Raw genomic sequence first — 25,973 nt, 5'->3', positions numbered from 1 at the left:
GATGAGTCCGTTCTTTCCTTTATTTTAAAAAATACGGCTCGTAATGTTAGGGGTTTATCACGACATTTAAGGGGTATATAATGACATCAAGAAAGCCGAACTGAAAAGGAGATGGCGGCAGTGCGTAAAGCAGATTTACTGATGGAGAAAGGCGAGTATTTTTTCACGAACGGCTTCTCCATCTTCGTCAACAAAGTGAAGGAGCGTTTTGAGCTTCCGGAGCATGTGCACGATTTTTATGAGATTTGCTACGTGGTGGAAGGCAGCGGCTTTCACTATGTCGAGGAGGAAACGATTCGCGTAAGCAGGGGCGACCTGTTTTTCCTTCCGATTGGCGTCTCGCACATTTTCCGCCCGGCCTCGGCTGACCCGAATAAGGCGCTGGTGATCAGCAATTGCATTTTTGACGAACGGCTGTTTCAATTTCTAACCTCCATTCTGCCGGATCAGTTCGGCATGTATCGGTTTCGGGAGCAGCTGCTTCAACGCGACAACTGGCTGCACATGCGGGAACGGTCCGGGGAATTTGGCCTTGTGTTCGCATCGCTATTCGAAGAATTTCAGCAAAAACGAACCGGCTACGAAACGATGCTGTGCGGGCTGCTGCTGCAGCTTTTCATTCAGATGGAGCGTGCGCTCGAAAGCGCAGAGGCCCCTGTCTACAATCGAATGGAAACGATTTTGCGCGTGGTGCGGGAACGATTGGGGGACAAAATGACGCTGGCCGACGTCTCGGATGCCGTTAATCTCGGCGTTCGGCAGCTCCAGCGCATGATTGCCGAGCAGCTCGGCTGCTCCTTCTCCGAACTGCTGCTGAGCGAGCGAATCAACCTGAGCTGCCGCCTGCTGGAAGATGCGGCGAACTCGCGCCGCTCCATCGCGGACATCGCTGCCGCCGTAGGGATGCAAGATGTAAAACGGTTTTACCGCGTGTTCAAGGAGAAGACCGGGATGACGCCGGGGGCGTATCGGGTAGGTCGAGGGAGTGAAAATTTTGTCGGTTTTCCCTGAAAATTGTAATTTATTTAGTAAAATTTTCAAAATAATACTTTAGGTTATATCTCTTTTGAGATATAGTAATAGGGGTGGGAATAACTAACAAATATACCAAGGGGGATTTTTAGAATGTCGATGAATCAAGTGAATTTGGGTACAGATCCAAGAGAACAGGTGATGACGGTTAAAAACTGGCTGATTACCAGCTTGATTATGTGTATTCCGCTCGTCAATATCATCATGCTATTTGTGTGGGCTTTCGGTGACGGAACAAATAAAAACAAAGCTAACTATGCGAAGGCCGGCCTGCTTCTTATGCTGATTGTCCTTGTTCTATATGCCGTCATTGCAATTATTTTCTTTTCAGTATTCGCCAACGCTTTAAAAGACGCTTCCTTCTAAAACACGACATAAACCACAATGACCGTTACCAGGACCTCCGCAGCAGGAGATCGAGGAAACGGTCATTTGTTTTTCTATTACCCTTCCTTCATATCCGAGGAATCTTAACGCTCACCGTCGTTCCCCGGCCTAATTGGCTGTCGATCTCGACCCCATACCCTTCGCCAAACAGCAGCTTGATTCGGTTATGGATATTGGAAAGGCCGATGCTTGCCCCGTCCGGACTGCTGCTCACACGCTCGGCATAGTCCATATTCAGTTTATGTTTCAAGTGTTCAAGCTCGTCTGGGCCGATCCCTCTCCCGGTATCGGTAACTTGAAAACAGACATCTCCATTCGCATCGATGTAACCACGCACAGAAAGCTGTCCCTCTGCATCCATGCGTTCAAGTCCATGATAGACGGAATTTTCAACGATCGGCTGCAAAATCATTTTCGGCGTTTTCTTCTCCAACAGCCGCTCATCCACGTGGACTTCCAGCGAAAACTTGTTTTCATAGCGGATGGAAATAATATTCAAATAAGCTTGCACACATTGCAATTCTTCGCTGATCAACACCAGTTCGTCTTTTTTAATACTATAGCGAAAAATTTTGGACATCGATGAAGTGATCTGCGCAATTTCCTTACTGCCGTATTCGAGTCCGATGGAGCTGATGCAATTTAACGTATTGTACAGAAAATGCGGGTTGATCTGGCTTTGCAGCGCGGAGAATTCAGCCTGCTTTTTGCTGAGCTCGGATTCATATAATCTTGCCTGCGTATTGAGAATGTTGCCGGACATCTCTTCCATTTGATCAATCATCGAGTTAATATCGTACGCCAGAGCGCCAACTTCATTGGTGGAGCGCACCTTAATCCGAAAGCCTCTGTCCCTGGTGCCAATTCTTTTCATATCGGCGACAAGCCCCATGACCGGTCGGGTCAAATTGTTCAAAAAGAAGTAGCCCAGCAGCAGCATACTCAGACTGATCCCGACGCCGGCAATGATGCTCATGCTTTTCATATCGTTCATGTCGGTCGTCAGCTCGCGCACAGGAATGATACTGACGATACGCCAGCCGTCGGCCTGCTCCAGGCCCTTTTCCTGCACGATCACGTCCTCCCCGTTAAGGTTGGTTTTGACGCCATTTGTTAAACTGCTTCGGTCTACAGAGAGGATGTCCTTGTATAAAATGCCGCGAAAATTAGAATTGTTGGACGCGATGACCTCATTTCGGCTGTTGAGGATGTATAACGTCGACGTAGGCGTTAAATCTGTATTTTTCACAAGCTCTTGCAGCTTCTCCGAATTCACCATGACCGAGCAATAGCCGGTTTGTTCGGAGAAATGAATCCCGCCAATCGCTTCAATAATGGGGGCTATGTAAAAGAAATATTCGCTTCCAGTTTTTTCATCTTTTAAAATATCGGTGAACGTTCCTTGCTTCACATTTTTATAAGCATTGATGAAAGCATCATATTGATTGAAGAAAAATATATCGCTGTTTGCCGTAGATAAACTGTAAATTCGTCTTCCCGCGACGTCATTGATCGCGATGCCGTTCACATACGAGTTAAAGGACCTCATCGATTCCATGAGATCCAGGACATAAGGGCCGATGTCGAAAGCCCGTTTATAATCGTCATCCGCGATGGTAAATTCTTGAATTTTTTTATTATTCACCGCGATGCTTGTGCTCACTTCGATATCTTTAAAAACGGAATCGATCTTCTGACGTGTTTGTTCAATCATTTTATTCCCGTAGTTGGTTGCCCTTTGCTGGGTCAGATTGGAGAAGCTGTAATAGAAATAGCATTCCATCGTTGTGAAAAGGATGACCGTGAATACAAAAATAAGCAAAATCTGATGCTTCAGTTTCAGTCTACTAATCTGCAAACGCCCCACTCCGATCCCAATCCATCAGCTTTTTCTGAATTTTGCAGGTGTAACTCCGCACTGCTTCTTAAATACTTTATTGAAATAATAGTAATCGACGAACCCCACTTTGGTCGCCACTTCTTCAATCGAGAATTCCGTATGCTTCAACAATTCACAAGCTTTTTTAATCCGTAATTCCGTCACATATTCCGAAAACGTTTTGCCCAGATTTTTTTTGAAAAGTTGGCAGCAATACACTTGGTTAATAAAAAATTTGACGGATAAATCCTTCAGGTACAGCTTGGTCTGAAAATGATTGTCGATATATTTCACCATCTGGTTAAAATGCGCGAGGATGTCGCCTTCATGGACAGGCTGGCTGTTTAATTGCTTGATATACGTAACAATATCATGCAGGAAACTGCACAAGGACTCAAAGTTCTCAAAGCGCTCTTTCAATTCGGAATAATTGAGGAAATCGAGTTCCATGTCCCTCAGCTCTTCGTAATAGGTGCCGACCAACACGCTTACCAACTGGTTCCAGAAATAAACGACCTCGCCCATACCCAGTTGATGCTGCTTAAAGAAGCGTACGAGCCTCTCAACGAGATCATCCATTTCATCGAACCTGTTCTCCTGCATCATGGAAGCAATGCCGTCTGTCAAGGGCTTAACCACAGTCAGCTTGGGTTCATACTCGAATACTCCGTTCTCCTCATGCACAAAGATGTGAGACGCTGCGAGATCGGCCTCCTTGATGAGCTTGGCCATCTGATCATAATTCGCCGCCATGCTGCTAATCCCCACCGCTTTGATCGGGGATCCGGCCTCAGTGCCAACGGAACGACTCCATTCATCCTTCCAATCGGAGCTAAGGTCACCTTTGAGAATATATAACGTCTTTCTTGATCCCAATTCAACTTTTAACGTATGCCTGCGATCGAAGAACGTAAAGTCTTGATGAACTTTGTGATCGCCATTGGCGTATAGGATAAGCACACGGAAGTAATCACCCGAGGAATGTTCAAAAAAAGGCGTTAGGCGATTCAATTCGCCTTTATCCCCTGAGGTGAGCGCCTCCAGGATTAAGTGATTTCGCGTGCTTCTTTTTTTAGCAAAATGCAGGGCCAGCTTTTCGATTAACGGGTCGGCCATCTCAATATCCAGCGGCTTTAAGCAATAATCCAGCGCGCCGTATCGTAACGCCTCCTGCGCATAAGCGAATTCAGCGAAACCGCTTACAACGACAAACTCGACATCCAATCCCTTTTCCTTGGTAATTCTCATCAGATCAAGGCCGGATACTTCCGGCATTCGAATATCTGTAAAAACGAGGTCAGGGCACGTCTCGGCTATAAACGCCAATGCCTTATGTACGCTGGTAAATTGGCCTGTGATTTCGAAGCCGTATTTCTCCCACTGGAATGCATTTCGTATGCCTCTTATCGCCCATGGTTCATCATCGATAATAATAACGCTATGCATAGGTACCCCCTCCGCGCTGACCTTTCAAATTTTAATGCTTAAACGGCAAGATCACAAGACGGCGCCAAACAGCAAGGCACCTGACAGGCAGGCACCTTGCGCATAGGACCAGCGGGGCAGCCGCTGCGGCTGTGATTACTTCTTATTGGCTTGCATCGCCCTGTAAATTTTCACGTTCTCATCCATAACGGCCTTCCCGCCCGCAGCCATATACTCGGCAACCAGCTTATCGTACAAGCTGTCGAACTCCGCAGGCTTGCAAACGATCAATTTATCCGTCATTTGCTTGTTCATATCGCCAAGCGTTTTGCCGAGCTTGATATTGGACTCATTCGGCGTATCGAAGAAGAAGCCTGTGTACGTGTCCGTCGTATTAATCTTGTAGGATTGTTCCGCAACAGCCTCATATCCGGGCGCCGATGCAGCCAAAGCTTTGATGTTCTTCTGCTGGTCGCCAAGCTCCACACCGTTGACAACCAAGGTATAGTCAAGATTCAGATAGCTGGTTTGCATATTATCGCCCGTTTGGTTAATCACCTGCGGAAGACCGGCAACCATCTTGTGATTGACTCCCTCCTGTCCATATTGCAGGAAGAATAACACTTTGGGGTCGGACATCCAGTTCAAATATTTAATGGCCAGCTCGGCGTTTTTACTGCTTTTCGGAATAATGATATTTACGCCGTTTTCATTGTACGCAATTTTCTTGTATTTTCCTTCATCGTTCAAAAAGGTATCAATCGGCACAAAGTTGGCTGTAGGCGCATTTGCTTTTAAAGGTTCGCTGATATTTTGCCGCAGCGGGTAATCCCAGTTGGCACTGAAGAAGCCAACTTTCCCGTTCGTCAAGTCAGCGTCGGCTTGCTTGGCTGTTTTATCTAAAGCGAAATCAGGGCTGATTAACTTCTCATTATAGAGCTTGTTGAGGAATTTGAGCGCATCCTTGTTGCCCGGTTTTAGCCAGTTCGGCATTGTCACGAATTCTTCATCCGACTGTTTCCCCCAGAAAGATTCCGCTAAATTTCCATAGCCATAATTCATGCCAGTTGCTGCCAGTCCCCAAGGGATAACGCCATTGACGCCGCCCGGATTCTTATCTCGAAAGGCAACTAAGGCATTGTAGAGTTCATCTCTGTTCTTAGGAAGGGGCAAGCCCAACTTATCCAGCCAATCCTTGCGAATAAACGTGCCAATCCAGGCCAGTGAAGTTCGCTTGGCAGGGATCGCCATCTGTTTTCCTTCAAAAACGCCGTAAGAGAGAACCGTTTTCCCCAAGTAATTCGTCAATTCCTTGCCACTCTTCGCCAGCAGATCATCGAGCTGCATGATGCCGTTGATTTTCGCATATCGGGACACGGTCGGACTGTCATACGTAAAGGAAATATCGGGGGCCTCATTCGCGGCCATCAAGACATTGAGCTTATCGATTTCCTGCGATCTCGGAACCGGAACAAATTTCACAATCGCATTGTTCATCTTGCCGAAATTATCGTTGATATACCGCGTCCACGTATTATTGTTCAGGTCCGGCTGTCCCTGTATGCCTCTGTCAAAGATTTCAACAGTCAGTGTAGTCGGCGGACCTGAAGGTGCTGCAGCTGTCGCTGACGTCGATGCTGCCGCTCCCGTTGATTGGCTCTCTGGGGTCGTATCGCTGCCGCATCCTGCGAGTGCACTTGCGAACAACGTCAAAGCCGGCAATACAACCATCATCTTTTTAATTTTCATAGGTACCCTCACCTTTTTCAATTTATCATACTCCCAAACCTGTACCGACGGCCATCTTGCCTCCCAGCTCCTCGCTGATTGGCAGCCTAACCACCTCCTTTCGAGCCGAGCCTGTTTTCACCCTTTGATCGCTCCTGTCATGACGCCATCCACAAAATATTTTTGCAGCTTCGGGTAAACGACAAGAATAGGAACGGTTGCAAACATGACACTCGCCGCTTTCAAAGACTCAGGTACAATAAAAGCGCCGATACTGCCCTCGCCTTGCTGCGTATCCAACTGCTGATTGGCCGTTATAATCTGGTACAACTTTAACTGCATCGGATACAGGTTCTTATTCGTGATGTAGAAGAGCGCGTCCTGAAAACCGTTCCATCTGTCGACCGCGTAAAAGAGGCTTAACGTTGCGATCGAAGGCAAAGACAGCGGCAGCACAATGCGCACAAGTATTCCCAGGTCGCTGCAGCCATCGATCGAGGCCGATTCTTCCAAGCTTTCCGGCAGCGAAGAGAAAAAGGTTTTGAGAATAATGACATTGAACACACTCATCGCGCCCGGCAAAATCAAACTCCAGACCGTGTTGATCATGTCCAGATTTTTGACCAACAGATAGCTCGGGATTAGACCTCCGCTAAAGTACATCGTGATGACCAGGACGGTTAATAGGAAGTTTCTTCCCTTTAATCTTTTCTTTGTAAGCGGATACGCTGCGCAAATCGTTAAAAACATACAGAAAAGTGTATATATAATCGTAAGCACGATCGTATACCCAAGCGTATAAATCATTTCAATATCGCTTAAAATTGTTTTGTACGTTTCAAGGGTAAACCCTACCGGCCAAAGAGTAACCTTCTGAGAAGTAATGGCATTATTCGAACTTAAAGAAAGCGCAATCATATATAAGAATGGAACAAGACACGTGATGGCTACACCAGTTATGAAGACGATAATACATAGATCCACCCAATTGAATTTTTTCTTGCTGCTCATCCCAGGCACACTCCTTACCAAATTCCTTGCTCGCCAATTTTCTTAGCGATATAATTCGCTCCCACTAAAAACACCAGCCCGACCACCGATTGAAACAGCCCAACTGCCGTTGCCTGCGAAAAATCTCCGGAACCAATACCGATCCTGTACACATAGGTACTGATGACATCCGAATATTCGCTTACCAGTGAATTCCCCATCACAAACGGACGATCGAATCCGATGGAAACCATTCTGCCAATTTGCAAAATAAGCAAAATAATAATCGTCGGCTTCATGCCAGGCAGCGTAATATGCCAGACTTTACGAAGTCTGCTGCACCCGTCAATATCTGACGCTTCGTACAGCTCCTTATTAATCCCGATGATGGAGGCCAAATAAATGATGGTTCCCCATCCAACACTTTGCCACACCCCAACGCCGACATACATGACCAGCCAGTTCGCTTTTTGAGATAGAAATTCCATCTTCCCAAAGCCAAGACTGGATAAAACGCTGTTGGCCATGCCACCTGAAGCAAACATCAGGTACACCATGCCGCCGATAATGACCCAAGATAAGAAATGCGGCAAATAGAGAATCGTTTGGGTTATTTTTTTGAATCGTACATGCCGAAGTTCATTTAATAAAATGGCCAATATAATCGGTGCCGGAAACCCCGCGATCAAATCCAGAAAGTTTAAAACCAGCGTATTGGTCAGCGCGCGGTAAAAACTGCTTTGATGAAAAATGAAGTTGAAGACATCGAGTCCAACCCACTCGCTCCCGCTTATCCCCCCAAAAATGTTGTAATCCTGGAACGCCATCAAGACGCCGTAGATCGGGGCATATTTAAAGATAACGATGTACGCGATGGGCAGCAGCAGAAGCAGATAGAGCAGGGCATCCTTTTTGATGTAGTGCAGGATACTTTTCTTTCTATGTACTTTGACGTTTTCTCCAGCGTGGTTTAAAACCGCTTTCACAGATGTCATCCCCTCGTCTAGCAAGTTTTAGGTCATGTACCTCATTATAGTCTTGAGCATTCCGAATAAAATGTAATTTCTTAAATGGATTTTGGTAATAAAAAAAGGAACAGTCGCCGATTACGGCAAACTGTTCCTTTTTCGTTCGTATTACCCGACCTATTTCAGCAGCGCACCCGCCGCTTCCAGCACCGCTTGCAGCTCCGCGACGTCGATGTCCGCCGGCAGCACGCCGTGCTTGATTGCGAGTCCCGCCGCCGAACCGGCCGCCTGACCTGTCGCCATGCAGCTTGGCGTCAATCGTGTCGTGGCGAGCGCCTCGTGGCTCGTCGAAATGCAGCGCCCTGCGGTGAGCAGGTTCTCGATCTTTTTCGGCAGCAGACAGCGGTAGGGGATGTCGTAGGCACCATCGCCTTTGACCCATGCCGCCGTCACGCCTTTGCCGGACGGATCGTGAATGTCGATCGGATAGCCGCTGCGCGCGATCACATCGTCAAAGTGGCGTCCCTCCACGACGTCGTTGACCTGCAGCGCGTACTGCCCGTCGATACGCCGCGTTTCGCGAATGCCGATTTGCGCGCCGACATTAGAGATCGAGGCTTTTTCAAAGCCAGGCAGGTTGTTCCGCATGAACTCCGCCACCATCAACACCTGCTTGCGGCCCAACTCCTCCGCTTCCGTCAAATCCTCGACGTTCGTGCCGTCCAGCCCTTGGACACGCGTCGTGTTCACGAGCACTTCGTCCGCCTCAGGCCCGGTGAAGAACAGCACCTGATCCCGGTTGATCGGCAGGTTCGCTTCCTTCCAATGCTTGAAGTAGCCAAGCACGCCGGACAAAGGCAGTTCGGCCAGCTCGGCGAACGGCGTCTTTTTATAAAACTCGTCCGGATGGTCGATCATATACTGCTTCACCCGGTCCAGGTCCACACCGCGCATCCGGAATTTCATCGTCATCGGCTGCGTCAGCTTGTCGCCGTCACGCCCTTTGAGACAAGGCGCACCCGACAAGTACGCCACGTCCGCATCGCCCGTCGTATCGATAAACACTTTGCCGCGGACGTCGATTTTGCCCGACTTGCTCGTCAGTTGTACCGATTGGATGCGGTTATCCACCGTCTCCACGCTGTCGACAAAGCTATGCAGCAGCAGCTTCACGCCCGCCTCTTTCATCATATCGACTGCCAGCACCTTGTAAATTTCCGGATGATACGGGGTAATCGTGTTGACAAAGCCTACCGTATCGCGCAAATGCCCCGGCGAAGCGTTCATCGCCATCAGGCGGTCGATCATTTCCTGGGCAATCCCCGCAATGACCTGCTTGCCTTCCGTCGTATGAAACGTCATCCACGGATACACAAGCGCCGCCGTCGACATCCCGCCAATAAAGCCGTATTTTTCGATTAAAACGGTTTTCGCACCGCTTCTTCCCGCTGCAATGGCAGCGTTCACCCCCGCCGGTCCTCCGCCAATGACGACAATGTCTGCTTCTATCGTTTTGTTCATCGTTCTCGCGCTCCCCTAAGTAAAGTTCGTTGCTACTTCTTTCAGTATAAGTGTAAATTAAGCTTCAGATTAGTTTAAAATTAGTTTAAAATTGATAGCAAATAAAGAAAGCATGCACACGCTGAAAAGGAGACACCCAGACGATGCGCAAACGAATTACGCTGCAAGATTTGGCCGATCAACTTGGCCTCACGATCCAGACCGTATCCAAAGCGCTGCGCGGACTGCCCGGCATGTCGGAGCAGACGCGAAGCGAAGTGTTCAAGCTTGCACGCGAGCTCGGCTATATGACCAAAGAGCAAAAAACAACACTCCGTCACGATCTCATCTCGCCATACCCGACTGTGCAACGCCGGTTTGTGCTTGTGCAGAACAAGCTCTCGCTCAACTTCAACCGCCTGCTGCTGCAAGGCTTGCATGAACGGTTCATGGAGTTCGGCCATACGGTGCAGCCCTTGCTGCTGCCGCCCAAGCTCAAGGCATCGGACTTTGACGATTGGGCCGAGGAGGCGGGATTGCCCTATGCGGAGGGGGTTTTTATCGCGCCAAGGATGAATTTCGACCTGCTGGAGCAAAAGCTGCTGGAACTCCCCCTCCCCCGTATCCTGCTCAACTATCCCCCGCCGGAGGCGAAAGTGGACAGCGTCATCTGGGATGTGTACGAGGCGGTGTTCCAGGCGGTGCGGCGGCTCGTGCGTATGGGGCATCGCGACATCCTGTATGTGGGTGACACTGAGAGTCAGCGCGGTTTTGTGCTGCGGTGGCAAGCGTTCGGCGAGGCGATGAAAGAAGCTGGATTAGGGGCAGCTCCGGACGAGCATGCCATCCGGCGGGACGGGTCGGACCGGTGGCTGGGGGAGTTTGAGGCGCTGCTGCATGCGCGCAAGCCGACAGCCATCATCTGCGGCATCGACGAAGAGACCGCGCCGGTCTATCATAGGCTGCGCAAGCTGGGAATCGGCGTGCCGCAGCACATCTCGCTCGTGGCGCTGCTCAACGAGCAGACCGACACGCTGCCGCTCCTCTCCCGCCCGCAGCTCGCCATTCGGGAGGCCGGCTACCGCGCTGCCGATCGCATGCTGTGGCGGATCGCCAATCCACACCTGCCTTTTGAGCAGGTGCGGGTACAGGGGGATTTTAGCATGGGGAGTACGATTCAGCGGTTGTGCATGATATAGTAGATAGAAAGATTGGACCGGAAGGTCTGATCGCCATAGGAGGTTAATTTCATGCATAAAAAGCCAAGCGTACGCCCATCGCGTCCCGCTGCCAAATCTGGCGCGAAGCCCGGCTTCTCCCCTCGCGCAGCGCAAAGCAAAAGCGTTCAGGTCAAAAGCACGGCATCGGATGGGAACGTTCGCCAATATAGCGTAAAAGAGCCGCAGGAGCTGCTGTCTTTTCTACTTACAACGCTGAATCAAGGCCGCAATGCGGTCAAAGCGATTCTTGCGCGCGGTCAAGTCGCCGTGAACGGGAAAGCCGTCACCGCCTACAATTATCCGCTCCAGACCGGTCACACGGTGACGATCAACAAGGAGAAAATCGTGGAGGATATTCCTCTCGCCGGCATGGCGATTTTGCATGAAGATGAGGATGTCATTGTCGTTCACAAGGATGCCGGACTGCTCACAATCGCGACCAATCCCGAGGAAAAAGAAATCACCGCCTACCGCCAGCTGACGGCGCATGTGCGGCATCACAATCCTAAGGCGCGCGTTTTCGTCGTGCATCGTCTGGATCGCGACACCTCGGGCGTCCTGCTGTTCGCCAAAACGGAAGAAGCCCAGCAGCGTCTGCAAACGACGTGGCAGGACAGCGTCAAGGAACGCACCTACGTTGCGCTTGTGGAAGGCCTTGTGAAAAAGCCCGAAGGCACCGTTTCCTCCTGGCTCAAAGAGCATCCCAAGTCGCTGAAAATGTATTCGACGCCGTACCCGAACGACGGTCAGCACGCCGTGACGCATTATAAAACGCTGCAGGCGAATAAAAGCTTTTCGCTGCTGGAGGTCCAGCTCGAAACGGGCCGTAAAAACCAGATCCGCGTCCATATGCAGGACATCGGCCACCCCATCGTCGGCGATAAAAAGTACGGCTCCCGCACGAAAGAAATCGGCCGGATGGGGCTGCACGCCCGCGTGCTCGCGTTTGTGCATCCAGCGACTGGCGAGGAGATGCGGTTTGAGACGCCGGTGCCGAAGTCGTTTTTGCGGCCTTTTCAGGAGCCGGGCACTAAGAATTAATTGAAGGGAAAGGAGCAGCCAACATGAAAATGGTTGTCTTGGACGGATATACGCTCAATCCAGGGGATTTGAGCTGGGAAGCGCTGCAGGAGATGAGCAGCGAATGGGTTGTCTACGATCGCACGGCTGTGCATGAGATCGCGGAGCGAGCAGCCGGCGCCGCCATCGTGCTGACGAACAAAACGCCGATCAGCGCCGATACGATTCGCGCGCTGCCGGCGCTGAAGTACATCGGCGTGCTCGCCACCGGCTATAACATCGTGGATACGGCGGCAGCGCGGGAGCGCGGCATCATCGTCACGAATGTGCCGGCGTACAGCACTCATTCGGTCGCGCAGACCGTGCTCGCCCTGATGCTGGAATTCGCGAATCGCGTCGGGGCGCACAGCACAAGTGTGCTGCAGGGCGACTGGGCGAATTCGGTTGATTTTTGCTACACGGTTGCACCGCTCATGGAGCTTGCCGGCAAAACGATCGGCCTCGTGGGCCTCGGCCAGATCGGCAAACAGACCGCAGCGGTGTGCACCGCGCTGGGGATGAACGTCCTGGCCGTCGGCAGCGGCCGGAGCGTGCCGGCGCCGGTCGCGGGCGTGGAGTGGACGACCCTCGAGGCGCTGCTTCAGCGCTCGGACGTCGTCTCCCTCCACTGCCCGCTCACCCCGGCGACGCAGGGGCTGATCAATCGCGAGCGGCTAGCGCTGATGAAGCCGGGCGCGCTGCTGATCAACACCGCCCGCGGCGGGCTGCTCGATGAAGCGGCCGTCGCGGCTGCGCTGAACGAGGGCCGCCTCGCCGGCGCCGGGCTGGACGTGCTCAGCGTGGAGCCGCCGAGCCCGGACAACCCGCTGCTGCACGCGCGGGGCGTCATCATCACGCCGCACATCGCCTGGGCGACGAAGGAAGCCCGGACGCGGCTGATGGCAATCGCGGCGGACAATGTGCGCGCTTTTCTCGCCGGGGAACCAGTGAATACGGTTGGCTGATTGAACTTGAACCGCCAGGCACGGGAGTGCTTGGCGGTTTTTTGCTGTGCCGGTACGGCACCGGGCTTGCGCCGAATCGCGTTAAGCCTTGGCAGCAGCGGCCTACCTTGGGCACGGGGAAGTAGGCCGTGTAATGAGTGCGCTGGGCCTGATGGCGCGGGGTTTTGACGGAAGGTGCCCATCTTACTTACAGTTAGTTGGCTGCGGAGAATGGCGGTTGTCCCACTGCTGTAAGGGGACTTTAGCTGGCGGCCAATACCTGCATAATGTACATCAAATTCGCGGGGTTCGGCGTTTTGCATGCGAGTACCTGCATTTGATACATGTAAAATTGCGCCCTCCCCTGCAGAACCGGGTAAAACGTCGACTTCGGCGCATTTTTACTGTAGGTTATGCAGGTTTTATGCTGATTTCCGCCTCTTTGGGCGGAATTTGATGTAGGTTTTACATGATGTATGTGATCAGAGTGTGGCTCGTGCGGCAAGATTGGGCGGTGGAAGGCTGTGTGGCGAGTATCGCGGGGCAACGGATAGTAGCTAAGTAGCGAGTTTGGCAGGACACGGGAAGTAGCTTTGTAGCTTGTTCCGGCGAGTATCGTGGGTACCGGAAACTAGCTTGTTCGGCGAATTTGGGGGCACGGAAAGTAGCTTGTTCCCCCCGAACGGCTGGACACGGGAAGCAAATTACGGTTTCACAGGTCCCTTTCATCCCCGAAAGCAAAAAAATGGTTGACATTTATAATGATAATGATTATCATTTTCATAAAATCGAAACCATGTATCTTTCTAGGGGGAACACACTTGAAATCGCCGATCAAACTTTTCATCTTCGCCTTATCCGCGTTGCTGCTCGTCTTCATGACCGCATGCGGCTCCGGCAGCAGCACTAGCAATTCCAGTGCAGGCACAGCAACGCCTGCCGCTTCAACCGCAGCTTCCGCTGCTCCTTCTGCACCACCCGCCGGGCCAAAAACAATCAAACACGGACTCGGCACAACGGAAGTCAAAACGACGCCAAAACGCATCATCGTTCTGGAGTGGACGTATGCGGAAGATTTGCTTGCCGTGGGCGTACAGCCTGTTGGCGTCGCCGATATTAAAGGCTACAAAGCGAACGTCAACGTGTCGACGCCGCTGGCAGATACAGTTGTGGATGTCGGCACGCGCCAAGAGCCGAATCTCGAAACGATTACAGGCCTGAAGCCAGACCTGATTATCACGGCCGCGTTCCGCTCCCAGAAGAACTACGACGCCCTGAGCAAAATCGCGCCTACCATCGCGTTCAACCCCTACCCGGCTGAGAACGAAGGCGACCAATACACTGAGATGGAAACGACGTTTAAAACGATCGCTGACCTCGTCGGCTAGCAAACCGAAGCGGACAAAGTGTTGGCCGACCTTCAGCAAACGTACAAAGCGGCTGCCGACAAGCTGAAAGCTGCCAACAAAGCAGGCGCCGAGTTTGCCCTTACGCAGGCCTATACAAATCAAAATGCCGCTGCCTTGCGCCTTTTCACCGATAACTCTATGGTCGTCAAGATTTTGGAAAAAATCGGACTGAAAAACTCGTTTAAATCGAGCAAGTTTGAGAGCTATGGCTTCTCGCTCGGCTCCGTCGAGCTGCTGACGCCGATTCAAAACACGAACTTGTTCTACATCGTGCAGGACAACGACAATGTTTTTGAGAACCAATTGAAAGACAATGCTGTCTGGAAGGGCCTCACGTTTGTAAAAGAAAACCGCACCTTCAAGCTGCCGCAGAACACGTGGACGTTCGGCGGGCCGCTTTCCGCGAAGGTGTTCGTGGATCAAGCAACGACGGCTTTGCTGAAAACCAAATAAGCCTCAGCTAGCACAAGAGGGCGTCCCGGCCAGCCTAACGGCTCGGGGGACGCCCTCTTTCTTGTTCGCCTTGACCAAGGCGAACGGCTATTTCAGCAGCGCCGCATAGTCCTGCTGCGGCACAAGCCCTTCCTCCGCGGCACGCTGGAGCAAGGTGAGCACCGCGGCGTAGCCGCTGTCGCCGAGCTCCGCCGTGAACGCGTTCACGTATAGGTCGATGTGCGCCTGCGCGACCGCGGGGTCCATCTCCTGTGCGTGCGCCATCACGTAATCGCGCGACGCTTCGGGATGCGCCCAGGCGTACTCGACGCTCGCGCGCGCCCATCCCGCCAGCGCAGCAAGATCCATCGACCGGCGCGCCACGATGGCGCCGAGCGGAATCGGCAGGCCGGTATCCTGTTCCCACCAGTTGCCGAGGTCGGTGAGAAGCGCTAACCCGTAGGACGGGTACGTAAAGCGCGCTTCGTGAATGACCAGGCCAGCATCGATCCGGCCGTCTCGCACCGCCGGCATGATCTCGTGAAACGGCATAACGACGATCTCGCCGACCCCGCCCGGCACCTGTTGTGCCGCCCACAAGCGGAACAGCAGATACGCGGTCGAGCGCTCGCTCGGCACCGCGACCCGGCGGCCGCTGAGCGCTGCCGGTGTCGGCGCCTCTGCGCCGTCAGGACGCGTCAGCACCAGCGGACCGCAGCCGCGGCCCAGCGCGCCGCCGCAAGGCAGCAGCGCGTAATCCTTCAGCACCCACGGCAGCGCCGCGTAGGAGATTTTGAGCACGTCAGGACCTGTGCCTTCAGCAGCCAGCTTATTCGTAATATCAATATCCGCATATAAGACGTCGAGCTCCGGTGCGCCCGGAATCAAGCCATGCGCCCAGGCATGGAAAACAAATGTATCGTTTGGACAAGGTGAAAACGCAATTTTCATATTAAAGCACCTCCGCTAAGACTGAACCTGCTGCTTCTAACGCTTGCAAAGCATCGCCAATGCGCCACGCATCGCGATCCCGCGGACCTACGCGGTTGGAAATCGTGCGCAGCTCCAGCACGGGAACCCCGAGGAGCTGTGCCGCCGTCGCCAGCCCGAAGCCTTCCATGGCTTCGGCTGCCGCCCCAGGCACGCGAGCTGCCAGAGCCGCCGCCGTAGCGGCCGTGCCCGTGGCCGTCGCCACGGTCAGCACCGGCCCCGCCTGCGCTGGGAGCCCGGCGGCCTGCAGTGCGGCTGTCGCGCGCTGAGCCAGCTCGTCCGCGACAGGGACGCGCGACGCCCCAAAGCCCAGCTCTTCCAGGGAGCTGAAGCCGTCGAGCAATTCCGAGCCGAGGTCCGCCGCGACGATTTCGCTTGCCACGACGATCGAGCCAACCTCGGCTCGTCCTTCGAAACCGCCGGCGATCCCGGCGACTAGCAATAAATCATAAGGCGCTTTGGACAGCGCCAGCGCCCCGTTAACCGCACTGGCGGCCAACCCTACGCCCGCCAAAGCATATTCAAATCTCGGATCGTCGCCGAGCCCGCGCCGAATGGCGTCCCGCTCAGGCGCGACCGCTGTCATGACCAACACACGCATCTGTTTAAATCCCCTTTTCCCATCAACTTGCTTATCTTCTATTGTACATGACCTGTTTCGAATAAGAAACTTTTCCTCCATCTCCGGTGTATCCGCACGCTTGACACTTCCACCTAATTTAATTATTATCTAATTAGATACTCATTAAATCAAAGGAGCTCCCCTCCATGCAATTAGATAAAATCATCCTCTACCACAAAGCGCTCGCCGATCCGACACGGATTCGGCTGCTTATTCTGCTGGCGGATGGCCCGCTGAACGGGCAGACGCTAGCCGAGAAACTGGGCGTCACCCCTGCGACTGTCACGCATCACGCCGCCAAGCTGCGCGAAGCGAACCTTATTCATGAGCGTCGGGAGAAGAACACGATTTTCTTCGCCATCAACGAAAAGCAGCTGCGCGCAAATGCGCAAGCCTCGAACGACATTATTTTTCGCCAGCGCCAAGGAGGCCAGGAATCTATGCCCATCGACAATTCACAAGCCAGTCTGGAACAGTCTGTGCTGCGCAACTTTTTTACACAGGACGGCAAGTTGAAGCACATTCCCGCCCAGCTCAAGAAAAAACTGATCGTCCTCACTCACCTCGCCGGCCAGCTTGAGAAAGGCCGTTCCTATACGGAGAAAGAGCTGAATCAGTGGATTGAACGCTTCCACCCTGATTTTGCCACGCTGCGGCGGGAGCTGATTATGCACCATTTTATGTACCGTGAGCATGAAATTTACGAACTCAATCCGCCCGAAATGTGGGCCAAGTGGGAACAGCTCGGCTAACTGCACAATCCTAAGCGGATGGACACGTTTACCTATTTTCATATGTGCTATCAGGGCATTCATCCATACCTCTCCTAGTCACCTGACATATAGTAATCTTGTGAAGGGAGGGATTGGCATGGGTTATGGTTGCGGCACTCCAGGTTACTCCGGTGCTTCTGTAGTTCTCGTATTATATATCCTCTTGGTCATCGTTCTGGCTACTTTCGGGTTCGGATGGTAATCACTTGCCCCCAATAGCATCACTTGCTTATCTATTCCCATTGCTCTTGGGGGAGCCCCCTACATGGACAAAACAAGCGGCCGGCGCGATATTCTCGTTCCTGCCGCTTACGTTTTTCCCTCGTAATACGTTATAATGAAAGCTTAAGGGGGCTGGACGCGCATGATTGCGGTGTACAAGCTTCCGTTGACCTTATTTGAAGCAGGATGGTGACGAAGATTTGTGGCTAACCCAATCTTGACGATCGTGGTTCCTTGCTATAACGAAGAAGAAGTGCTCCCGGAAACGGTATTTCGGCTTAGCGCGATCCTGGACGGTATGATTACGGAGGCATTGATTTCTCCCGACAGTACGATGCTGCTCGTAGACGACGGCAGTAAAGACGCAACCTGGCAGCTGATCGACCGTTTTCATGAAGCCAATACATTCGTAACCGGGCTGAAACTTGCCCGCAACGCCGGCCATCAGAGCGCGCTGCTCGCAGGCCTTATGCAGGCCAAAGCCTACTCCGACTGCGTTGTATCGATCGACGCCGATCTGCAGGACGACACGGATGTCATCCGCGAGTTCGTCTTGAAGTATCGGGAAGGCTACGACATTGTCTACGGTGTGCGGCAGGACCGTTCGTCGGATACGTTGTTCAAGCGGGCGACGGCCCAAGGCTTTTATAAACTGATGACCTCGCTCGGGGTCAAAATCCACTACAATCACGCGGACTTCCGCCTCATGAGCAAACGGACACTGGACGAGATGGAACAGTTCCAGGAAGTGAATCTGTTTCTGCGCGGCATTGTGCCCCTGCTTGGTTTTCCTTCTACGAAGGTGTATTACGACCGGAAGGAGCGTTTTGCCGGGGAGTCCAAATATCCGCTGCGGAAAATGCTCGCTTTTGCCTTCGATGGCATTACGTCATTCAGCGTCACTCCGATCCGCTTTGTGACCGTGCTTGGCTTTCTCTTGTTCGCACTGAGTGTCGTGGCCGCGATTTATGCACTCATCGGCAAAATCGTCGGCGCCAACGTCACCGGTTGGACGTCGCTCATTCTGTCCGTATGGTTCATCGGTGGGGTACAGCTCCTGGCGCTCGGGCTCATCGGCGAATACATAGGCAAAATCTATAAAGAAGTGAAGCACCGCCCGAAATTTGTCATTGAAAAAAGGCTGCTGGCCCCCGCTGCGCTTGAAGATGCGCATGCCAAGTCAGCAGCTCCCAGCTTTGCAGGTCGGACAAGATGAACAAGTTCTCGCGACTGCTGACCGGCAGCTTTGCCCGCTTCCTGCTCGTCGGTCTGCTCAACACGCTGATCGGCCTGTCCGCCAGCTTCATGCTTTTTAATTGGCTGCATCTCAATTACTGGGCTTCCACGTTCGGCGGCAATACGATCGGCGCCATTGTCAGCTATTTCCTGAATCGCACTTTTACGTTCCGTTCGACCGCGCGTATCGGCAGCTCTTGGTGGAAATTCGGGCTCGTCATTCTCATCTGCTACGGCTTATCTTACGGAGCCAGCTGGGGGCTGGCCTCGTTTGCCGCGGCGCTGTTCCCCTCCGTTCCTGAGACCTGGCTCCATAACGCCGCCATTCTGGCAGGCAACGGGTTGTATACGATTGGCAATTATTTCGGGCATAAACTTTTCACGTTCCGGGCTCATGGGATGGAGGAAGGCAGGGCAACCTAACTTCCAAGAGGTGATGCCTAATGGCACGAAGAAGAAGCAGCCGGGCTATGGTTCCCGGTGCAAGCGAAGGATTGGGCTTGCTGAAAGCCCAAGTGATGAAAGAGCAAGGGTACGCTGTCGATCCGGCGCGGCCCGATCTGGTGAAATACGAAGTCGCTCGCACGCTTGGCGTTCCTCTGCAGCCCGGTTACAACGGGCAGCTGAAATCCGAGGATGCCGGCCGGGTCGGCGGGCCGATCGGCGGCGCGATGGTGCGCGAGCTCGTGCGGATGGCGCAGCAGCAGTTGGCAAAGAAATAGTGAGGATGGCCAAAGCCGGCGGTGTGTCGGAACGGTGATCCTTTGTTCCCTCACATCGCTGTGAAACTAAGGGATGGCATAATGCCATCCCTTTTCATTATGGAAACTATGTTAGATAACCGACCGACTGCTGCCCCTCGGACTGCTTGTTCACCGCTCTGCCGGTAAAGGTGTAGGTGCCGGACCCAAGCTTCACCTGCGTTCCTTCCGTTTGCTCGAGGACAGGGATCGCCGCGTCTCCCTCACCAGCTTTTACGCCATCTATGCTTATATTGCGTGCCGGAACGAGTACGCTTGCGGTCGTATTCGCCGGGATTTCTACGATAAGCGTCAGCTCTCCCGCTTCAATCAGCGACCACTCTACGGCGATTCGGCCGTACAGCGACGCATAGGAGGCTTTCACATGCTTAAGATCGCCGCCCGGCTGCGGACGAATGAAGGAATGACGGAAGCCGGGGACGGACGAATCCGCCTCAATTCCTGCCATGTAACGGAACATCCATTCGCCAACGGAACCAAGGGAATAATGGTTGAATGAGTTCATCGAAGGCGTTTGGAAGCCTTTATCCTCTGTCCAGCCGTCCCAACGCTCCCAGATTGTCGTAGCTCCATGCAAGATGGAGTACATCCAGGATGGGAAAGCCTTCTGGGTCAAAAGCGTATAGGCGACGTCCGACTCGCCGCTTTCCATCAAGGCCGGCAGCAAATACCCGACGCCGAGGAAGCCCGTGGACAACCGGTCGCCGCGCGCACGGATATTGTTCGTGAGGTGCCGGATGGCGAGCGTCTTCAACTCCGGCGTGAGCAATCCGAAGTGAAGCGCCAAAACGTAGCCGGTTTGGGTTTCGCCATGAATACGGCCGTCGCTGCGGACGAACCTCTCACAGAAAGCCTTGGCGATGTTCGTAAAGTGAGTTTCGTACAGGAGCTGATCCTCTACTCGTCCGATCGCTCCAGCGATTTTGGAAAGCAGCTTCGTACTGTAAGCGAAGTAGGCTGTGGCGAGCACCTCGTTCGGAGTGTCAGCTTCGATCGAGAGCCAATCCCCATAATTGGCGTAATTCGGACGAATCAGATTATCCGTACTGCTCGTTAAATAATCGACCCATCGAACCATGGCGTCGTAATGCGTTTGCAAGATCCGCTTATCACCGTACATCGTGTACAACGTCCAAGGAATAATGACACCCGCATCGCCCCAACCTGCATTATCGGGAGCGAACCAGTTCAGACGCGTGTTCCACATTTTGTGGCGAATCCATCCGGCGTCCGGAGCGACGTCTGTGAACGCGCCGGACGGCTGCTGACAATCGATGATGTCTTGCATGTATTTAGTAAAAAACCGTGAAACGTCCATATTATAAGAAGCCGTCCGAGCAAAAATCTGGGCATCCCCGGTCCATCCCAGCCGCTCATCGCGCTGCGGACAGTCCGTGGGTACGGACAGGAAATTACCCCGTTGGCCCCAAGTAATGTTCGCGTACAGCTGATTCACCATCCCATCCGACGTTTCGAGCGCACCTGCAACCGGCGTATCGGAATGAATAACTTTGCCGGTAATCGCGGTCAAGTCTGGTTCCCCCGGATACCCGATCACTTCTACATATCGAAAGCCATGGAACGTAAAATGCGGTTCGTACTTCTCTTCTCCGTCTCCCTTGAGTATATAGTGGTCCTGCTGTACGGCAACCCGCAGATTGTCGAGATAGAGCGAACCGTCGGGATTCAACATCTCCGCATGGCTTAACGTAATTTGCGTACCGGCTGCTCCCTGTACGTTCACTTCCGTCCAACCCACCATGTTCTGCCCCATATCGAAAATGTAACTGCCCGCTTCCGTTCTTCTCACAGTGATCGGCTTCATCGTTTTCATGATCCGTATCGGAGGCTCGACGGCGGCCACAAGCAGGCCATTGTAGCCCGATCGAATATCCGGAGTCTCCCAGTCCGAGTCGTCGTAGCCCGCTCGATCCCAGCCGGTCAGCTCCAGTCTGGCATCGTAGATTTCGCCCTTGATCAGATCGGAATACCGAATCGGCCCTTCTGTCGTTCGCCATGTGGCATCCGTTGTGACAATTTCCCGGCTGCCGTCCTCGTACTCGAGGCATGCCTGCATAAGGAAGAAAGGCCGTTCCCCATACACGTGCCTGCCCAGAAACCCGACCGTACCCGCATACCAGCCGTCTCCGAGAATAACCCCGAACGCGTTCGCGCCTTGCGTAAGCTGTTCGGTCACTTCATAGGCATGCACCTGAACGCGCTTGTCATAATCCGTCCAGCCAGGGGCAAACAGATGGCCGACCGGCTGCCCGTTCACCTTCAGTTGAAATAAGCCAAGTGCCGTGACGTACACCATCGCACGGCGAATATCGGAGCGAACCGAGAACTCTTTGCGCAGAAACGGCGACGGCTGCATGTTCAGCTCGGGCTTCGCTTTGCGGCCGATCCACTTGCCTTTCCATTCACTGCGGGAGAGAATCCCCATCGACCAGAACGCGGGCTCGCTCCATGCGGAGACCTGTCCCTGCTCATCCCAAACGCGCACCTTCCAAAAGTATAACTTCTCCGATTGCAGGGCTTTGCCTGCATAAACCACTTGAATCGAATCGTCCGAATCGATCTTGCCGGAATCCCACTGATCGCCCCTATCCAGCTCCAAATCTTCCTTTGTGGAGGCTACTACAATTTGATAGGTGCTCTGCCGAACATTCCTTCGATCCGCTTCCAACTGCCAAAAAAAGCGAGGCTCCAGGCAATCCAGCCCTAACGGATTCATCAGATATTCGGTTTTACATGCCGTCACGCTTACTGTCATTAGGGAATCCTCCTATTGTAGATAGCGAACAATTGTAATTTGGCATACAGGTCCTCCAAGGTAAACCGGGAATCCACATAACGGTAAACCCGAATCTTCCTCGCTCCCGGCTGCGGCACATACCGCTGATCCGGCCCGATCAGAGGCGCTTCCAGGAAATCATATTCAAACATATGGTCATCCAGCAGCAGCGACACGGCGGGCGAATCGCCCAAGCTCCACATTTCTCCCTTCGGCCACCGCGGCTTGCTGCCCCATGCCATATTGAATTCTGCCAATTGATCGAACAAATATTTCCCGATTTCTCCATACGGCCTCACCCGAACAGCAAGCTCCGCCAGGCTTACCCGGACCATGGAATACACGTTCTTGGGCACCTGCCACAACGGAATCGGTGAGCGCAGCACCACGTTGGCTGCTGCGATGTCGTTGCCGAGATTGAATTCCTCCCCGCCCTCGGGATACGTGCCGCCGCCGATCCAAACAGCCGTCAAGCGCTCCGCAATACGAGGCTCCTGCAAGTAAGCCGAAGCCAAATCGGTGAGCGGCCCAAGGAAAATGACATATAAAGGAAGGGAATCCTCTCTTAATGCCTCCCGAATGATTAACTCAGAGCCTGCCGAAGGGATCGGCGTCTTGTCATCCAGGAGAGCGGAAGGCGCTCCCTTGAACACCTGGACGTCTGATTCCATTCCCATAATACGTAGGACCTTGCCGATTTCTTCGTAGGAATCCTCCATGGAGGTTGCGCTTCGCTCCCCGAAGTTTGCCGCAATCATGCCGCTAATGCGGAAGCGCGGCGTCAAGAGCGCATGCACAATCGCATATTGGTCGTCCGCCTCATTTTTAGCGTCCGTATTGACGATAAGCCGGATCTTTTTCTCCTCCGGCACGGAATAAGGCCAATTCATGAGATCACTCCTTCGTCCAGCACGAGCTTCACAATGGTGTCGACGGTCTGCCAATAGGCTTCCGGCACGGAGATCGTCATTCCGCTGTCATCCTGCGTGAACGGTAGACTCTCCAAAGCAAGCGTTTGGCAGGCAAGCACCTTCCGCTCCAGCGGAGGCAGCTTCACGTCGCGGAACGCTTGCGGATTCAGAATGTGCACATACACGATGTTATCGCGGCAGGTGGTTCCATACACGCCGTCCGCCGGCTGCCAAGGGCCGCCGCGCGTGCCGTAGACACTCTCACCGTTCGCGCGCATCCAATCCCCGATCCGAAGGAATAGCTGCACTTGATCCTCCGGAATCACGCCATCTTGATCCGGCGTGACGTTGAGCAGCGCATTGCCGTCGCGCACGAAGACATTCAGAATCAAATCCATCACTTTTTCGAACGGCATTGCCTTATTTTCCGGCCGCCATGCCCAGGAGCCTCCTATGCTGAAGTTTTTCTCCCATGCGAACGGAATGATCGATCCGTTGATATCGTGCGGACCTTCGTCACAGGAGAAATCCCCTTCCCAGCCGGAGCGCTCGTTGATGACGGTGTTCGCATTGTATTTCCGCACCATGCTGTTCAGCTTGATCGGCTCCCACAGCCAGGCCCCGCCTGCGTCCGAGCCCTTATGCGCCAGCCACGAGCCGTCATACCAGAGGATATCGATCTTCCCATATCGCGACATCAATTCTTCGACTTGATCGTAAGCTTGCTTTTTTAACAGCAAGGCGTTATCGTACTTCTCCACCGGCTCGAAGTAGCCGGGAAATCGCCAATCGAGCGGAGAATAGTACAGCCCGACCCCAAGCCCTTGCTCCCGTGCCGCCTCGGTATATTCCTTCACGAAATCGCGCCTTGCCTCCGCCTGCATCGTCGTATACTGCCCATAGCTGCCCGGACTGTCCCAGAGGGAGAAACCATCATGGTGCCTTGCGGTCATCACCATATAGCCCATGCCGGCATCCTTCGCCAGCTTTGCCCATTTCCTCGCATCGAACGACTGTGGGTTAAAGGACATGGCTATCTTGCGGTACTCCTCCTCCGGCACTTGTTCATGATGCATCACCCATTCACCGCGTCCGATGATCGAATACGCACCCCAGTGGATGAACATCCCCAGCCTGGCTTCACGCCACCAGCCGAGGTCCTCTTCCGACAGCTTAAGCTCCGAACATTTAATCCCGTCGGTGCTCTTGAACCGGACGTTGCTTTTCAGCATCGAAGCGAGCTCCGCCCCGCTCATGGGAGACGGTTCGCCGTTCGAATAGGAGAGTCCCAGCTTGGCGATCTTCCTTCGGTTCGACTCGTTATACATAAGCTTTTTGACTTCCTGCAAGGAGAACCAGTACGTATCGTCCGGATTCAGTTCCGATTGATAACGATTGATCTTCCCCGCGTATACCTCCAGCTGTTCATCGGCCAGCGTATCCAACTGGACACGAAGATACTCCGCTTTCTCTTCAGCCGGCAGGCGGCCTGCACTCAGAAATTTTTCAACGAAATCGAGCTCGGTTTGCGTAAGCATCCTTAAGTCCTCCTTATTGCCGAAGCGAATAATCGCGTAAAATATCGCTGACCCTCACCGGCTGCCCCGTCTCCATGCTTCTTTCCATAGCGGCCATGACCGCCAGCGTATGGATGCCTTCGTTCAAATCCGGCTTCGGCGTCTCCCCACGGTCCAGGCATTCGGCAAAATATTCGATGTAGTTTTGATACTCCCCGGCGTGATGACTTTCTCCTTCGAAGCGGAAATAGTAACCGTGCTTCTCTTCGAACGAATGCGTTATCGGCTGCTCGCCGGCAAAATGGGTGTGATACAGCAGCTTCGAATAAAGCGATCGGCTCGTTCCTTTGGAGCCCCTCAGCGTGCAGCCGATGCCCGAATCGATCTGGCGGAGCGTCGGCTTCGTATACGAGCCGCTTACTTGGGCGATCCTTCCCTCCCCGTCGCGAAGCAGGAATCTCAGATCATCGGGTGCGGAGAGTCCATATTCCTTGTTCACTGTGCTGGCATGGCCGTAACCGAACACTTCCTCTATGCCGGGAAGATACCATTTGGCCAAGTCAACGGCGTGGCTCATGAAGTTGTGCATCCAGCTAAACCCTTTCTGCCGGGCCCAATCCCGCTGCAGAAACCAGCGCGCGTCGGAGATGTAGTACGTTTCGATCGTATCGACATCCCCGTGCCGTCCTTCCAAATAATCTCGCCGCTGGTGCATCATCGGCTCGAAGAACCGCGAGCTCTGCCCGACGAAAACGAGCTTGCCTGCCGTCTTCGCCGCTTCCAGCAGAGAGCCTGCCTCTTCGAGTGAATGCAGCAGCGGCTTCGTCACGATAACATGCTTGCCGGCCTCAAGCGCTTGCTTGATATGCCGGCCGTGCAGTTGATCCGGCGTATAGATCGCGATAACCTCAATTTCCGGATCTTCCAGAAGGTCGTCATACCGCAGCGTATAGCGGCTTAAGCCGAATTCCTCCTGGCGCGCCCTGCATACTTCCTCATTCAGATCGCATATGTTTATTAATTGCCAGCGGCCGCTCTGCTGCGCCGCCGATAGGATGCTTCGTCCTTCGCCCAATCCGATTACGCCTAACTTATACGTCTTGGCTGCCATGCCCGCTCCACTCCTTAGCTCTTTTCCTCTTCCGTGTATACAGGGTCTTTCAGATCCCAT

Annotated in this window: 23 protein-coding genes; 11 read left to right on the top strand and 12 right to left on the bottom strand. The window is 53.3% G+C overall.

Features of this window, described 5'->3' with window-relative positions; genetic code table 11:
- Positions 1 to 120: 120 nt before the first annotated feature.
- Together ABE504_RS02235 and ABE504_RS02230 are read left to right on the top strand one after the other, a co-directional pair.
- Positions 121 to 1,011, top strand: a complete 891-nt coding sequence (locus ABE504_RS02235; protein WP_430083865.1) for a helix-turn-helix domain-containing protein — start codon at positions 121 to 123, stop codon at positions 1,009 to 1,011.
- A gap of 114 nt (positions 1,012 to 1,125) precedes the next feature.
- The gene (locus ABE504_RS02230) at positions 1,126 to 1,398 is read left to right on the top strand and encodes a hypothetical protein (RefSeq protein WP_430083861.1); all 273 of its coding nucleotides are present in this window, start codon (positions 1,126 to 1,128) and stop codon (positions 1,396 to 1,398) included.
- 88 nt (positions 1,399 to 1,486) lie between these two features.
- Here ABE504_RS02230 and ABE504_RS02225 read toward each other — a convergent pair whose 3' ends face one another.
- The 6 genes from ABE504_RS02225 to ABE504_RS02200 all read right to left on the bottom strand — a co-directional run bounded on the left by ABE504_RS02225 (position 1,487) and on the right by ABE504_RS02200 (position 9,930).
- On the bottom strand, positions 1,487 to 3,277 hold the full coding sequence (locus ABE504_RS02225; RefSeq protein WP_430083859.1) for a sensor histidine kinase: 1,791 nt from the start codon (positions 3,275 to 3,277) through the stop codon (positions 1,487 to 1,489).
- A 24-nt stretch (positions 3,278 to 3,301) separates the two neighbouring features.
- Entirely contained in the window at positions 3,302 to 4,744 is a 1,443-nt protein-coding gene (locus ABE504_RS02220) for a response regulator transcription factor (protein WP_430083855.1), read from the bottom strand.
- Between the two features lie 135 nt (positions 4,745 to 4,879).
- Positions 4,880 to 6,472: an extracellular solute-binding protein gene (locus ABE504_RS02215; RefSeq protein ID WP_430083852.1), complete on the bottom strand. Its 1,593-nt coding sequence runs from the start codon at positions 6,470 to 6,472 to the stop codon at positions 4,880 to 4,882.
- A 117-nt stretch (positions 6,473 to 6,589) separates the two neighbouring features.
- Positions 6,590 to 7,462, bottom strand: a complete 873-nt coding sequence (locus ABE504_RS02210; RefSeq protein ID WP_430083849.1) for a carbohydrate ABC transporter permease — start codon at positions 7,460 to 7,462, stop codon at positions 6,590 to 6,592.
- A 14-nt stretch (positions 7,463 to 7,476) separates the two neighbouring features.
- Positions 7,477 to 8,436: an ABC transporter permease gene (locus ABE504_RS02205; RefSeq protein ID WP_430083846.1), complete on the bottom strand. Its 960-nt coding sequence runs from the start codon at positions 8,434 to 8,436 to the stop codon at positions 7,477 to 7,479.
- 150 nt (positions 8,437 to 8,586) lie between these two features.
- Positions 8,587 to 9,930: an FAD-dependent oxidoreductase gene (locus ABE504_RS02200; RefSeq protein ID WP_430083842.1), complete on the bottom strand. Its 1,344-nt coding sequence runs from the start codon at positions 9,928 to 9,930 to the stop codon at positions 8,587 to 8,589.
- A gap of 143 nt (positions 9,931 to 10,073) precedes the next feature.
- Between ABE504_RS02200 and ABE504_RS02195 the strand changes: the two genes are divergently transcribed.
- The 5 genes from ABE504_RS02195 (at position 10,074) to ABE504_RS02175 (ending at position 14,994) form a co-directional block, all read left to right on the top strand.
- Positions 10,074 to 11,108: a LacI family DNA-binding transcriptional regulator gene (locus ABE504_RS02195; protein WP_430083839.1), complete on the top strand. Its 1,035-nt coding sequence runs from the start codon at positions 10,074 to 10,076 to the stop codon at positions 11,106 to 11,108.
- 51 nt (positions 11,109 to 11,159) lie between these two features.
- Positions 11,160 to 12,170, top strand: a complete 1,011-nt coding sequence (locus tag ABE504_RS02190; protein ID WP_430083836.1) for an RluA family pseudouridine synthase — start codon at positions 11,160 to 11,162, stop codon at positions 12,168 to 12,170.
- A 23-nt stretch (positions 12,171 to 12,193) separates the two neighbouring features.
- Positions 12,194 to 13,153: a D-2-hydroxyacid dehydrogenase gene (locus ABE504_RS02185; RefSeq protein ID WP_430083834.1), complete on the top strand. Its 960-nt coding sequence runs from the start codon at positions 12,194 to 12,196 to the stop codon at positions 13,151 to 13,153.
- An 800-nt stretch (positions 13,154 to 13,953) separates the two neighbouring features.
- The gene (locus ABE504_RS02180) at positions 13,954 to 14,520 is read left to right on the top strand and encodes an ABC transporter substrate-binding protein (protein ID WP_430083832.1); all 567 of its coding nucleotides are present in this window, start codon (positions 13,954 to 13,956) and stop codon (positions 14,518 to 14,520) included.
- Between the two features lie 21 nt (positions 14,521 to 14,541).
- On the top strand, positions 14,542 to 14,994 hold the full coding sequence (locus tag ABE504_RS02175) for a hypothetical protein (RefSeq protein ID WP_430083830.1): 453 nt from the start codon (positions 14,542 to 14,544) through the stop codon (positions 14,992 to 14,994).
- 87 nt (positions 14,995 to 15,081) lie between these two features.
- Here ABE504_RS02175 and ABE504_RS02170 read toward each other — a convergent pair whose 3' ends face one another.
- Both ABE504_RS02170 and ABE504_RS02165 read right to left on the bottom strand, forming a co-directional pair.
- Positions 15,082 to 15,924 carry a 1,4-dihydroxy-6-naphthoate synthase gene (locus tag ABE504_RS02170; RefSeq protein WP_430083827.1) on the bottom strand — a complete coding sequence of 281 codons (843 nt, stop codon included), beginning with the start codon at positions 15,922 to 15,924 and terminating at the stop codon, positions 15,082 to 15,084.
- Between the two features lies 1 nt (position 15,925).
- Positions 15,926 to 16,564 carry a futalosine hydrolase gene (locus ABE504_RS02165; RefSeq protein ID WP_430083824.1) on the bottom strand — a complete coding sequence of 213 codons (639 nt, stop codon included), beginning with the start codon at positions 16,562 to 16,564 and terminating at the stop codon, positions 15,926 to 15,928.
- Positions 16,565 to 16,731: 167 nt separating this feature from the next.
- Between ABE504_RS02165 and ABE504_RS02160 the strand changes: the two genes are divergently transcribed.
- The 4 genes from ABE504_RS02160 (at position 16,732) to ABE504_RS02145 (ending at position 19,538) form a co-directional block, all read left to right on the top strand.
- Entirely contained in the window at positions 16,732 to 17,337 is a 606-nt protein-coding gene (locus ABE504_RS02160; RefSeq protein WP_430083822.1) for a metalloregulator ArsR/SmtB family transcription factor, read from the top strand.
- 445 nt (positions 17,338 to 17,782) lie between these two features.
- Entirely contained in the window at positions 17,783 to 18,796 is a 1,014-nt protein-coding gene (locus ABE504_RS02155; RefSeq protein WP_430083819.1) for a glycosyltransferase family 2 protein, read from the top strand.
- Complete coding sequence (locus ABE504_RS02150; protein ID WP_430083817.1) at positions 18,793 to 19,239, top strand: GtrA family protein; 447 nt, start codon at positions 18,793 to 18,795, stop codon at positions 19,237 to 19,239. The genes ABE504_RS02155 and ABE504_RS02150 overlap by 4 nt, the downstream gene beginning before the upstream one ends.
- A 20-nt stretch (positions 19,240 to 19,259) precedes the next feature.
- Positions 19,260 to 19,538 (top strand): small, acid-soluble spore protein, alpha/beta type, encoded by a 279-nt coding sequence (locus ABE504_RS02145; protein ID WP_430080663.1) that lies wholly within the window; start codon positions 19,260 to 19,262, stop codon positions 19,536 to 19,538.
- A 106-nt stretch (positions 19,539 to 19,644) separates the two neighbouring features.
- On the opposite strand, the gene ABE504_RS02140 is transcribed toward ABE504_RS02145, so the two are convergent.
- From ABE504_RS02140 to ABE504_RS02125, 4 genes are read right to left on the bottom strand one after another with little or no spacing between them, the layout of a single operon-like run.
- On the bottom strand, positions 19,645 to 22,353 hold the full coding sequence (locus tag ABE504_RS02140; RefSeq protein WP_430083813.1) for a family 78 glycoside hydrolase catalytic domain: 2,709 nt from the start codon (positions 22,351 to 22,353) through the stop codon (positions 19,645 to 19,647).
- On the bottom strand, positions 22,353 to 23,264 hold the full coding sequence (locus ABE504_RS02135; RefSeq protein WP_430083810.1) for a nucleoside hydrolase: 912 nt from the start codon (positions 23,262 to 23,264) through the stop codon (positions 22,353 to 22,355). Before ABE504_RS02135 ends, ABE504_RS02140 begins: the two co-directional genes overlap by 1 nt.
- Positions 23,261 to 24,823, bottom strand: a complete 1,563-nt coding sequence (locus tag ABE504_RS02130; protein WP_430083807.1) for an alpha-L-fucosidase — start codon at positions 24,821 to 24,823, stop codon at positions 23,261 to 23,263. Before ABE504_RS02130 ends, ABE504_RS02135 begins: the two co-directional genes overlap by 4 nt.
- Positions 24,824 to 24,836: 13 nt before the next feature.
- On the bottom strand, positions 24,837 to 25,913 hold the full coding sequence (locus tag ABE504_RS02125) for a Gfo/Idh/MocA family protein (RefSeq protein ID WP_430083803.1): 1,077 nt from the start codon (positions 25,911 to 25,913) through the stop codon (positions 24,837 to 24,839).
- Positions 25,914 to 25,973: the final 60 nt, after the last annotated feature.

Origin of the sequence: Paenibacillus oryzisoli (assembly GCF_050467285.1) — a bacterium.
Lineage (GTDB): Bacteria > Bacillota > Bacilli > Paenibacillales > NBRC-103111 > Paenibacillus_E > Paenibacillus_E oryzisoli_A.
Note: the sequence above shows the minus strand (reverse complement) of the source record. Positions and strands in the feature narration are given on the sequence as shown.